This window comes from Caldicellulosiruptor sp. F32, assembly GCF_000404025.1.
GTDB classification, from domain to species: Bacteria; Bacillota; Thermoanaerobacteria; order Caldicellulosiruptorales; family Caldicellulosiruptoraceae; genus Caldicellulosiruptor; species Caldicellulosiruptor saccharolyticus.
Genome location: NZ_APGP01000072.1, coordinates 1 through 11,960 on the forward strand (window position 1 = coordinate 1; position 11,960 = coordinate 11,960).

The 11,960-nt window shown below is 34.6% G+C and carries 9 protein-coding genes, 1 tRNA gene, 3 pseudogenes and 1 riboswitch; of the genes and pseudogenes, 7 read left to right on the top strand and 6 right to left on the bottom strand.

The features are described 5' to 3' along the window. Positions 1-546 (top strand): sensor histidine kinase (locus H964_RS06895; protein WP_039766041.1); only part of this gene is annotated, 546 nt, incomplete at its 5' end. Further along, positions 521-2,026, top strand: coding sequence for a response regulator transcription factor (locus tag H964_RS06900; RefSeq protein WP_039766043.1), 1,506 nt, complete (start codon positions 521-523; stop codon positions 2,024-2,026). The genes H964_RS06895 and H964_RS06900, both read left to right, overlap by 26 nt. A gap of 72 nt (positions 2,027-2,098) precedes the next feature. On the opposite strand, the gene metE is transcribed toward H964_RS06900, so the two are convergent. From metE to H964_RS06920, 3 genes are all read right to left on the bottom strand, one after another. Beyond that, a complete protein-coding gene (gene metE / locus H964_RS06905) occupies positions 2,099-4,372 on the bottom strand; it encodes a 5-methyltetrahydropteroyltriglutamate--homocysteine S-methyltransferase (protein ID WP_039766046.1) in 2,274 nt (757 codons plus the stop codon). Positions 4,373-4,629: 257 nt separating this feature from the next. After that, a riboswitch (cobalamin riboswitch) is annotated at positions 4,630-4,844 on the bottom strand. A 327-nt stretch (positions 4,845-5,171) separates the two neighbouring features. Next, positions 5,172-5,432 carry a hypothetical protein gene (locus tag H964_RS06915; protein ID WP_039766052.1) on the bottom strand — a complete coding sequence of 87 codons (261 nt, stop codon included), beginning with the start codon at positions 5,430-5,432 and terminating at the stop codon, positions 5,172-5,174. Then, positions 5,429-5,710: an AbrB/MazE/SpoVT family DNA-binding domain-containing protein gene (locus H964_RS06920; RefSeq protein WP_039766054.1), complete on the bottom strand. Its 282-nt coding sequence runs from the start codon at positions 5,708-5,710 to the stop codon at positions 5,429-5,431. Before H964_RS06920 ends, H964_RS06915 begins: the two co-directional genes overlap by 4 nt. A 185-nt stretch (positions 5,711-5,895) precedes the next feature. Between H964_RS06920 and H964_RS06925 the strand changes: the two genes are divergently transcribed. The 4 genes and pseudogenes from H964_RS06925 to bioA all read left to right on the top strand — a co-directional run bounded on the left by H964_RS06925 (position 5,896) and on the right by bioA (position 8,913). Next, entirely contained in the window at positions 5,896-6,075 is a 180-nt protein-coding gene (locus tag H964_RS06925) for a hypothetical protein (RefSeq protein ID WP_051109314.1), read from the top strand. Between the two features lie 162 nt (positions 6,076-6,237). Then, positions 6,238-6,816, top strand: a complete 579-nt coding sequence (locus H964_RS06930) for a biotin transporter BioY (protein WP_083931472.1) — start codon at positions 6,238-6,240, stop codon at positions 6,814-6,816. A gap of 22 nt (positions 6,817-6,838) precedes the next feature. After that, entirely contained in the window at positions 6,839-7,570 is a 732-nt protein-coding gene (gene bioD / locus H964_RS06935; protein WP_039766060.1) for a dethiobiotin synthase, read from the top strand. Then, positions 7,564-8,913: pseudogene (gene bioA / locus H964_RS06940) on the top strand (adenosylmethionine--8-amino-7-oxononanoate transaminase). Before bioD ends, bioA begins: the two are co-directional and overlap by 7 nt. A gap of 99 nt (positions 8,914-9,012) precedes the next feature. Here bioA and bioB read toward each other — a convergent pair. The 3 genes and pseudogenes from bioB to H964_RS12145 form a co-directional block, all read right to left on the bottom strand. After that, the gene (bioB, locus tag H964_RS06945; protein ID WP_039766062.1) at positions 9,013-10,005 is read right to left on the bottom strand and encodes a biotin synthase BioB; all 993 of its coding nucleotides are present in this window, start codon (positions 10,003-10,005) and stop codon (positions 9,013-9,015) included. 117 nt (positions 10,006-10,122) lie between these two features. Then, positions 10,123-10,215: transfer RNA gene (locus tag H964_RS06950), tRNA-Ser, on the bottom strand. Positions 10,216-10,324: 109 nt separating this feature from the next. Then, positions 10,325-10,723, bottom strand: a pseudogene (locus H964_RS12145) (ISLre2 family transposase); the annotation flags it as partial. Positions 10,724-10,792: 69 nt separating this feature from the next. On the opposite strand from H964_RS12145, the pseudogene H964_RS06960 reads away from it, so the two are divergent. Next, positions 10,793-11,960 (top strand): annotated as a pseudogene (locus H964_RS06960) (IS256 family transposase); the annotation flags it as partial.

Consider the following 11,960-nt stretch of genomic DNA (forward strand, 5'->3'; position numbering starts at 1 on the left):
AATGCCATAAAACTTCTTGCAAAGCTTTTAAAACGAAGCATAAGGTGGGAAAAAGATCTCATAACCATTGAAGAGGAAGTTTCGGCTATTTATGACTACCTTGAGATACAAAAGTACAGGTTTGGGGAAAAGCTGAAATTTGAGATTGATGTAGAAGAAGGTGTAAAATCAACAAAGATACCAAAGATGACCATACAACCTCTTGTTGAGAACGCATGTGTTCATGGGATAGAAAACAGCAAAGGTGAAGGAAGGATTGTGGTCAAGGTTTTCAAAGAAGGTGATATGATAGCAATAACCATTGAGGACAATGGCAAAGGCTTAGAGGATGATAGAATAACAGAACTGCTGCGTTCTATAAAAGGACTTTCATCTGACAAGAAAAGCAGTGTGGGGCTTAAAAATGTTTTTAGAAGACTTGAGCTGTTTTATGGCAAAAATTTTAGCTTTGACATATTAAGAGGGCAGCTTGGGGGATTAAAAGTTGTGATAAAAATTCCTAACAAGAGGGACTTTGAAGATGCTGTACAAAGTATTGATAGTTGAAGATGAGGTATTTATGAGAGAAGGGCTAAAAAACTTGATTGACTGGAAAGAACTTGGGTTTGAAATAGTGGGCGAGGCAGAAGATGGTCCTTCTGCTTTTGAGTTTATGAAAAAGATGCAGGTTGACGTGCTCATCAGCGACATCAAGATTCCGCTTTTAAGTGGCCTTGACCTTATCGAGAAGGTTAAAAGGGAAATAAAAAACCCGCCTGAAGTGATAATCATCAGCGGGTATGCAGATTTTGAGTATGCAAAAAAAGCTATCCAGCATGGTGTTGTCAATTACATATTAAAGCCCATTGAAGAAGAAGAGCTTGTTGAGACACTCCAGAAAGTAAAGTCAAAACTCAAGAAAAGGGAGCTAATTAAAGAAGGCAGAAGCCTATTTGCGCTTGAGAGAAGCTTTAAAGAAAGTATAGAAAATAGCAATATCAAAATAGAAAATGGGATTTTTGTTGGAATAGTCTACTTTAAAGAAATGTCGAACTGGCTGAATTTCTATCTTGACGAGAGAATAGAAAATATGTTGTTAAGGATAAAGGGGGGCTTTGAACAGCTTAAAAAAGAAGGACTTATGTACGAGTTTTCGGAGATTGGAGACAAGTACTATGTGGTTGCAGCATCTGAAGAGAACATACAAGAAGCATACCAAAAACTAAAAAAGATGATTGATTTTGCAACAGAGATTGTGTTTGCTTTTTCAAGAAAGATTACAAAATGGGCTCAATTTTTTGATGCAATTTATGAAGCAGCATACTCTTTGAACTTTGCGCTTTTTTACAATCAAATGGGAATTACATTTTATAGTAACAGCCTACCAAATTCGAAAGAGCTTTTATACTCAAAAGAATATGATAAAAGACTCATTTTGGCTATCGAAGAAAATAGCCAAGACATACAAAAGATAGTTGAAGAAATGATGGAAGACATTAGAAAAGGAAAATATCAGCTTGAATTTTTGATGACGTATTTAAGCTTTGTAGTGGTATCTATAAGCTCTTATTTTAGCAGGATGGGTCTAAATTTAGAAGATGAAATAGAATACTTTTCAAACTTGAGACTTGAATTTTCAAATATTGAAGATATACAAAAAAATTTGCTTAAGTTTTGCGAAGGGATACTAAACAAGTTCAGACAATGGAGAGCAAGCCTATCTAACGGTATCATATGTGAGCTTGAAAAGTACATAAAAGAAAATTATAACAAGAACCTGACATTAAAATCTGTTGCACAAAGGTTTTATATAAACCCTGTGTACTTGGGTCAACTTTTCAAAAAACATTATGGAATGTATTTCAATTCTTATTTGCAAAAGATACGAGTTGAAGAAGCAAAAAAGCTTTTGATGTCCACCAATATGAAGATATACGAAATCTCACAGGCAGTTGGGTACAACGACACAGACTATTTTATCCAGTGCTTCACAAAACTTTGCAATATGACGCCCAACCAGTTCAGGAAAAAGTGCAGAAAAGTGTAAAAAAGAAGGCTGGGACTTTTTAAAAAAACGTTTCCCAGCCTTCTTATGTTTTTATGTGAGAAAGAAGGATTGCTATAAGTTATTTCTAACTTCCCACACTGCCAGAACCATGTTTTGCAAGGTAGGCAAAACTTCTTCTTCCTTTCTGGTCTTAAGACCACAGTCAGGATTTATCCACAGTCTGTCTTTTCCAACCTTTTCAATCATCTTTAAAATAAGCTTTTTCATCTCTTCCTTTGATACAATTCTTGGAGAGTGAACATCAAACACCCCTGGTCCTACCTCTGACTTTAAATTACTTTTGTTTATGCTATCAAGCAAAGTGAAATCAGATTTTGCAGCTTCAAATGTGATAACGTCCACATCCATCTTTGCAATTTCGTCTAAAAGTTCATCAAAGTTGCTATAACACATATGAGTGTGAATTTGAGTTTCTGGTTTTACCTTTGAACATGTGAGTCTAAATGCCTTTATTGCCCATGATAGGTATTCACTGTGCTGACAGCGCCTGAGCGGAAGCTTTTCAATCAGTGCTGCCTCGTCAATCTGAATAATCTTTACACCTTCTTTTTCAAGCTCCAAAACCTCTTCTTTTATTGCAAGAGCAAGCTGAAAAGCTACATTTTTCAATGGTATATCTTCACGCACAAACGACCAGTTGAGAATTGTAACTGGTCCTGTCAAGATTCCTTTTACAGGCTTTGAAGTCAAGCTTTGTGCGTATTTTATATATTCCACAGTGAGTGACTTTTTTCTTTTAATATCAGAAAATATTATAGGAGGTTTTACACATCTTGTGCCGTATGACTGAACCCAGCCGTTTTGAGTGATTAAAAACCCTTCCAAGTTTTCGCCGAAAAACTCTACCATATCATTTCTTTCGTATTCGCCGTGGACAAGCACATCAAGCCCGATTTCTTCTTGAAGCTTTATTACCCTTTCAATTTTGGATTTTATAAAGCTGTCATATTCTTCAAATGTTATTTCGCCTTTTTTGAGTTTGCTTCGAGCTGATCTTACATCTTGGGTTTGTGGGAATGACCCAATTGTTGTTGTGGGAAGCTGTGGAAAATTCAAAACCTCTTTTTGAAGCTTGATTCTTTCCTCAAAACATGGTTTTCTTTCAAAGTCATCATCTGTAAGGTTATTTACAGCTGTGCTGACATCTGATAGTTTATTTTTATTCAGCTCTTCGAAAAGCTGAGCATTTTGAAGATAGATGCTGCTTGCAGTAAAGTTTTCTTGAGAAAATAAAAGCTTTAGCTCAGACAGCTCTTTTAGCTTTTCTTCAGCAAATGCTAAAAACTTCTTTTTATTGCTGTCAAGATTTGTTTCAAACTTCAAGGAGTATGGCACAAAGAGCAAAGAACACGATGTTGAAATTACAATGTTTTTCTTGTCAACAAAGGAGGAGAGCATATTTAAAAGCTCAAGTGTATCTTTGTAGTTATTTTTAAACACATTTCTACCATTTACAACTCCGGCAAAAAGGAGCTTTTCCTGTGGGAAGCCAAATTTTTTAATCAGTTCTAAATTGAACTTTCCATCAACAAAGTCAAGTCCAATTGCGTCAAAATCAAGGTAGATTATCTTTTCAAAGCAGTCTCTGACATCTCCAAAATAGGTCTGAAGAAGTACCTTTAGATTTCCTTTGTGAGAAAGAAGGCTTCGGTAGAAACTTTCAAAAAGCTCTATGTCTTTTGTACTCAAGTCAGTGACAAGTATTGGCTCATCTATCTGAACAAACTCGCAACCCAACTCTTCAAACCTTCTTAGTATTTGAATATATACATCAAGTAGCTTTTCCCAAAAAGATTTGTCGTATATATCCACATTTAATTTTTTAGAAAGCTTTAAAAATGTCAGAGCACCAATTAACACAGGTTTTGTCTTGATTCCTATCAAAAGTGCTTCGACAAATTCATCAAAAGGTTTTGTTGATGAAAGTTCAAATTTGGTGTTTTCAGTGATTTCAGGCACAAGATAATGGTAGTTTGTAAAGAACCACTTTTTCATTGGCAAAGCTTTAAGGTCGATGTTTTGGTCTTGATACCCCTTTGCAAGCGCAAAGTAGAGTTCAAGATCATCTGAAAAAACCGACTTGTATTCCTCAGGTATGCTACCTACAAGCATTGCATGGTCTAAAAAAGTGTCATAGAACGAAAAATCATTTGATGGTATCAGGTCAACACCATACTCTTTTTGAAGTTGCCAGTGAGTCTTTTTCAAGTTTTTTGAATTTTGGATGAGCTCTTCTTTTGAAATCTTTTTGTCAAGATAGCTTTCTACCCATCTTTTTAGCTCTCTGTTCTGTCCTATTCTTGGAAAACCAACAACCGAAATCATCTTGCGCTTTCTACCTCCCAAATAAAAATTTTATTTGCCGTCAGAAAAACAAATGGGTCTTTACTGCCAACAAAAAAGGCACAAGTGCGTCAAGGCAGTAAAGACCCCTCATTACCGTTTAAAAGCCTATGCTTTTAAAAGGTTTTTAATTAGAAGCAAAAAGCTTCTAAAATAATAGGTTATTGCTAAAGCTAAAAAAAGACAAAATAACTCTTTTGGTCTTTACCACCTTGACTGTACTTCCCACCGAAGACAGCACAAGGCATCTCAAGCAGGCAGGTCTCCTGGCTCGCAGTTCATCCTCACCCTTTGCCTTCCCAGAAAGGAAGCCTTGCGAGAGCAAGACCGCACCTTTCCAGTGGCCAAAAAGAATAGGGCTTGTCGCTGCTCACAGTAGCGGGGGCTGCAGCGGATTTTCACCGCTTTCCCTATTAAGCCGCCAAATGGCAGCACCTGCTTGATAGGTAAAGGTGCCTATCGCAAATATTCAATTTTTCAAATTTGTATTGCATATTTGCGATGAAAATTGACGATTGCATTTATGCAATGAATTTTATATCAAACATGTTAATTGAAAAGTTAGGAGTTGTCAATATATTATAAAAGATCAGTGGTATATATTCCTGTGATTGCAACAACAGATTAAACTTTAAAAACAACAGGGCTATCTTCATTGAGACTATAAATTATTTTGTTTGTATTCTGATTCTTACTTGCAACGAGTATTTTTATTTTATATAAAATCATTTAAGATCATCGATATTGAAGTTATTTTTATATAGAAGATGAGCAGGTAAGTTTATGGATTTTTTAAAGTTTTATCATGTTCACCAATATTTCTAATAATTATTCCATCTTCTTTGTACTGCCATGTCAGTCTTATTCCCATCGTAATGCTTGTTTCAAATATATCTTTTGTCCCTTGGATTTTTTTAGTTCGCAAAGAAGAATGGTATTGATTTTGTAATAAAAGTTCTAACTTTTTCTTTAGTATCTTTTTTACATCTGATGGCAATTTGTTTACTTTTTCTTTGAAAAGTTGCGAGTAGTAAATCTTCATTCGTCACTCAACCCCAAATCATCAAATAATTCTTCCAATGAATTAGCCACCAAGAGTTTGCCTTCCTGAATCTCCTTCTCTACAGTTGCTTCTTCTCTTTGCCACTTCTCAGAGTAAAACCACGCCTGCTCTTTTGGAATAGCTATTACAGGCGTTAAAATTATCCTACCATCCTTCTCCTCTATTTGTAATAAATCACCTACACGCAAGTTTAGCTTCTTCAGAATTTGAGCTGGAATTGTCACCTGTGACTTTTTCTTTATTTCAACTATCACCATTTCTCACCTCTTAAAGTTAGAAAGTTGTACTTTCTAACTTTAGTATATTCTCACTAAATATATTTGTCAACTTTGTTTGTTGTAAAATTAAATGCAACAGGATAAGAAAATATTAAAGCCATAGCTTCAAACCATGTATGATATTAATTGAAAAGACAAACCCATACACAGGAGGTTTGAAGCTATTGGTCTATGATGATAATAACACAAAGAGAAGAAGATTTAAACGCTCAAGTGAAGCAGAAAGAGAGGTTATAGAAAAGCTTTCAGAATTAGGATATGGTATAAGAGAAAGTAAGGGAATTGGGAAAAGTGCAAGTAGTTTATTGCTACAAAGGAGAATGATTTGTTTTTATAACTTTTAAAATAATTGAAAGTAGAAAATTGTTCAGTATATATTTTATTTGACTATTTTTTATCTGATTAGTAAACCATTATTTTAAATTTGGTTGACAAATCTCAATCCGAAAAATATAATAAAGGAAAGAGGACATTGAATGACAAAACAGAAAGGAGAGGTCAATTCTGTGAGTACAAAAAGTATTTGCTTAGTTTCTCTCTTTGCAGCTTTGACTGCTGTGGGAGCCTATATAAAAATTCCCATTCCTTATGTACCATTTACTCTTCAGCTTCTGTTTTGTGTATTAGCAGGACTTCTCTTAGGTCCTAAACTTGGAGCACTGTCACAGGTTGTTTATGTAGCAACAGGGCTTATTGGTATTCCAATCTTTGCAGAGGGTGGAGGTCCATTGTATATTTTTAAACCAACCTTTGGTTATCTAATTGGTTTTATCGTTTGTGCATATGTAACTGGCTATATATCGCATTTGAAGCAAAGCAGAAATATAAGTACGAACATAATAGGTTCATTGATTGGCTTGTTTTTTGTATACTTATTAGGGGTTAGTTACCTGTATGTAATTTATAACTTTTACCTAAAAATACCCAAAACCATTAGCTGGGCTTTATACTGGGGATTTTTAGTATGTGTGCCTGGAGATATATTTTTATGCATTGTTGCTTCCATTGTTGCAAAAAGATTAAAACCAATGTTAGAAAAAATTTTACTTATAAATCTAGGATATTTACAAGAAATCAAAGAATAGTTTATCCAAGGAGAGGGAGAGAATGAAGGTTGTTTACATTATTGGAACAGATACTGATGTCGGAAAGACATTTATATGTGCTGGACTCTGTTGGGCTTTAAAAGAAAAAGGATATAACATAGGATATTTCAAGCCAGTACTAAGTGGGGCTAAAAAAAGTGGAAAGAAGCTAATACCTCAAGATACAGAATTTGTAGTTAATTTTGCAAAAATAGAGGGGGATATTTACAGACTCACACCATTTATATTTGAAAAACCAACCTCTCCTCATATAGCCGAAAGCGATGAAAATATTGATATTAATGTTAATCAAATAAAACAAACCTTTGAAGATTTATCACATAACTATGAATTCGTAGTAATTGAAGGTTGTGGTGGATTGGCAGTGCCACTGAAAGAAGAGAAAAACCAATTTTATATGCAATATCAATTGATAAAGGAAATTTGCAACAATGTTATATTAGTTACCACAACAAAATTAGGAACAATTAATCACACTCTCTTGACAGTTGAATTTGCAAAAGCTTACGGACTTTGTTTAAAGGGGATTATAGTGAATATGTGTGAGAATGAACCTGATGAAGATAAAGTAATAAATACAATAGCAAAGTTTACCAATATTCCAATATTAGCCAAAGTAGACTTTATAAATAATTTTCCAAGTGATGTAGATGAGAATAAATTTAAAAATGTTTTTAAAAAATGCTTTGATGATAGGGCAATAATGAAGATAATGGGGGTTTTTGAATGTTAAATGAATAGCAACAAAGAGATTTAAAGTATATTTGGCATCCCTGTTCACAAATGAAAGATTATGAAGAGCTACCGCCTGTCGTTATAGAAAGGGGCTCGGGGGTATGGCTATACGATGTTGAAGGTAATAGATACCTTGATGCAATTTCTTCATGGTGGACAAATCTTTTTGGGCATTGCAACAAAAGATTAAATGATGCTCTCAAATCACAAGTTGATAGGTTAGAGCATGTAATATTTGCAAATTTTTCACACAAACCTGCTATAAAATTATCTCAAAAGCTAATTGAGATAGCACCAAAAGGATTGAAAAAAGTATTCTTTTCTGACGATGGTTCAACCTCTGTTGAAGTTGCTCTTAAGATGAGTTTTCAATATCATCAACAGAAGGGGAATTATACAAAGCTCAAGTTTGCATGTTTTACAAATTCATATCATGGAGAAACCTTGGGGGCATTGTCTGTTGGAAGTATAGATCTGTATTCAAAGATATATAAACCCATTATGAAGGAATCCATAAAAATTCAAGGTCCTGATTGTTTTAGATGTAAATATAACAAAACACGTTATGATTGTAATGTAGAATGTTTTGAAGAAGTAGAAAAGGTTTTAGAAAAGCACCATAAAGAGATTTGTGCTGTGATAATTGAGCCAATTATCCAATGTGCAGGTAGTATGAAAATTTACCCACCTAAATTTTTAAAGCTATTGCGAGAGGCCTGCACCAGCTATGATGTTCATCTCATTGCAGATGAGGTAGCTGTTGGATTTGGTAGAACAGGAAAGATGTTTGCATGTGAACATGCAGGGATAACTCCAGACTTTTTATGTTTGTCAAAAGGCTTGACTGCTGGGTATATGCCGTTGGCAGTAACACTTACAACTCAAGAAATTTTTGATGCGTTTTATGCTGATTATGTGGAACTAAAAGCATTTTTGCATAGTCATAGCTATACCGGAAATCCTCTTGCTTGTGCCGTTGCTTTAGAATCATTAAAGATCTTTGAGGAATACAATATCCTCAAGAAAATAAATGAAAAAGCGACCTACCTTGAAGAAGTTGCCAGAAAAACTTTTGATAACCATAGGTTTGTGGGTGAGTATAGGCAATTTGGATTTGTCGGAGCAATTGAGCTTATTGAAGATAAGGCTACTAAAAAGGAATTTGATTGGAGAAAGAGAGTGGGATACCACATTTATAAAACTGCTTTGAAGAAAGGGTTGCTTATTCGTCCTCTTGGAAATGTCATATATTTTATGCCCCCCTTTGTTATTGAAAAAGATGAAATTGATTTTATGGTTAGGAATACTCTTGAAGCAATAAATCAATTTTTTGGACTGTAGATGTACTAAATAAAAACAAAACTTAAGGGACTATCCGAAAAGAACAGGGATAGCCCCTTTAAACAACAATACTTAATAGTTAAGCTTTTGGACATTACTTTAAACTTCTAAGCCTAAACTCTCTAACATCTCTACCTTCTCTTTTATTCCCATCCCTTGTGTTGTAAGGTAGTTTCCGACCATGCAACCGTTTATACCACATTTGTATGCTATCTTTTCCATATCCTTTAGTGCATTTTCTTTCCCGCCTGCGAGTAGAATGGTCTTCCTTGGTAGTACAATTCTAAATAGTGCCAGGGTGATAAAAATTTCATTTTGGTCCATGATCTTCATATCTTCAAAAGGTGTGCCTTTTATTGGATTTAATATGTTGATAGGAACAGAATCAACCTTTAATTCTCTCAGCTCAAATGCAAGCTTAATTCTCTCACTCATATCCTCACCCATTGAAATTATTCCACCACTGCAAATTTCGAGACCTGTCTCTTTTGCAATCTTTAAAGTCTCAATCTTTTGTGCTTGGGTATGAGTTGAGCATATATTTTTAAAATATGTACTTGATGTCTCTAAATTGTTGTGGTACCTTGTAACCCCTGCTAACATGAGTTTTTTTGCTCTTTCTTTTGTGAGAAAACCTAAAGAAGCACATAGGTGGATATCGTAATTTTTTGAAATATAAGAAATAATATCTATAATCCTTTCAAATTCAAAGTCATTAAGCTCTCCACCGCTTGTGACTAAGGAAAATCTTTTTACAGGAAAAGCGATAATATCTTCCAAATATTCTATAACCTCGTCAACTGATGCCACGTCTTTTATTTCAATCTTGCAACTATGATAAATAGATTGAGAACAAAATTTACAATCTTCTGTGCACATTCCCACCTTGGCAGGATAAATTGAACACAGTTCAATATTGTTTTTAAAATAATACCTTTTAATTGTATCTGCAAGGTTTTTCACAAGATCAAAGTCATGCTTTGCAATTTCGTAAAGCATAGTTGCTTCACTAATATCAATATCCTGCTCATATTCTATTATCTTCTTTTCAATTTCTTTTGCAAATTGAACTGATTGAAGAAAGTTTAGCATTTTGTATTCATCTCCAATCATGACAATGTTAGTGACACTATGTTATATATGATACCACACCACAAATAAATAGTAAACCAAAACATACATTCTTGTTTACTGATATAAAAATAAAAATGGCGGAGAGAGAGGGATTTGAACCCTCGGTACCCCTTTTGGGGGTACACACGATTTCCAGTCGTGCGCCTTCGACCACTCGGCCATCTCTCCGCCTCTTTGTTTTGCTTTCACCTTTATTTATTATAGGACATATTTTGAGTTTTGACAAGGGCAGTTACCAAATTCGATAGTGTCAAGAGTTTGTAGGAAAAATTTTTTATTAGAATACACCTGCATTATAGAAGTCACAACTAATCAAAGATTTTAACGTCCTTCGCAACTGGTTAACTTTACCATTTGCTATAACTGGTATATTATTCCACTTTTCCACGCCTTTTATTACTTTCCTCACGTTCTTTATAATACCTTCTGCTATTTCTTTAACTTCTCTCCTTTCACTCTTCTTTGCTTTTATCCTATCCAAATATACATCCATAATCTTAAAACCATTGTATTTTAAACTCAATAGCTTTACCATGGTCTCTGCTATATCTTCGCTTCATCCCCTTGGTCTTGAACTTATCCTCTCAGCTAATACATGACTTACATGCCCTTCCGTACTGCATCCCTTTATCTTTACATTCGCTGCTTCTAATACTGTATTATCCCAGTGTGAAAGGGAGTTAAAATAAAATTGTGTCCACTGTATAATGAAAATATAATGAAAATTAGAAGGAGGACGATTGCAATAGAAAAAGATATCATTTTTGAAACAGCTAAGAACATGGCAATTGAGCAAGTACTCAACATGTACTGCTCTCCAGATGATCCTAATCGCCCAGCTCTCAAACAACTATTAGAACATTTGTTAAACTGCATTATGTTATCAGAACGAAGAATCTACCTCGAAAAAAATCAAAATGATAAAGGCAACGGCTTTTATAAACGCATGCTTGGTACTCCAGTAGGTAACCTTGAGCTTTCCGTACCACGAACAAGGACCAGCAATTTCCGTCCCTCTGTCTTGCCTCGGCCATATAAAAGAGTCGATCCGTCTTACACCGATTTGCTTATGTCCTTAGTTGCTAATGGTTACTCCGAGAGCTTGCTAATCCAAACCCTTAAAAACCTTGACTTACCTTACTCAGAGGAGGAAATATCTAAAATCAAAAATGACCTTAAAAACGAACTCCAGCTCTTTAAACAACGTGAATTGCCCGAAAATGCCTTCGCTACTTTAAATTGATGGCTACCACTGTGAAATCAGGGACAATTCAAAAGTCAAACAGGCTACCTGCTATGTTGTTCTCGGCATCGATTTTAGATAGCAAAAAAGATATCTTTGGCATTTACACCTTCTTTGGCAAAGAGAACAAAGCTGATTGGATGAAAGTCTTTGAAGACTTAATCAACAGAGGTCTTAAAAAAGTCTTAATAATTGTAAGCGATGACTTCCCTGGTATAATAGATGCTGTCAAAATCGCTTATCCTTATGCTGACCTTAAGTTTGCTTTTGTTCACCTGCAACGTAATGTAAAACGACATATGACAAAAGAGGATAGTTCAAAATTCAATGAAGAATTAGATAAAATAAGATTATCTTCTTCTGATGTTGATGAAGCTGTCTCTGGATTCAATCAACTTTGCAATGAATACCTTCCTAAATATCCTCGCTTTTTAAAAGGACTTTTAGAAAAAGCTGAGTTTTACTTTGCTCATATAAATTATCCTGAGGAGATTAGAAAGCATATTTACACAACTGAGGCAGTAGAGAGCATAAATAGTATAATTGAAAAGATAGGAATGAAATCGGGCGGATATTTTCAATCAACAGAGATTCTTGAGATTAATATTTATTTTCAAAGAGAGAACTTTAAGCGAGGTAAATGGAAAAATGGAGTACCTCTTATTAGACA

Bases quoted from the DNA above. Each gene is read 5' to 3' on its own strand.
- H964_RS06900 (WP_039766043.1), top strand. From the start codon at position 521: ATGCTGTACAAAGTATTGATAGTTGAAGATGAGGTATTTATGAGAGAA.
- metE (WP_039766046.1), bottom strand. From the start codon at position 4,372: ATGATTTCGGTTGTTGGTTTTCCAAGAATAGGACAGAACAGAGAGCTA.
- H964_RS06915 (WP_039766052.1), bottom strand. From the start codon at position 5,432: ATGAAGATTTACTACTCGCAACTTTTCAAAGAAAAAGTAAACAAATTG.
- H964_RS06920 (WP_039766054.1), bottom strand. From the start codon at position 5,710: ATGGTGATAGTTGAAATAAAGAAAAAGTCACAGGTGACAATTCCAGCT.
- bioD (WP_039766060.1), top strand. From the start codon at position 6,839: ATGAAGGTTGTTTACATTATTGGAACAGATACTGATGTCGGAAAGACA.
- bioB (WP_039766062.1), bottom strand. From the start codon at position 10,005: ATGCTAAACTTTCTTCAATCAGTTCAATTTGCAAAAGAAATTGAAAAG.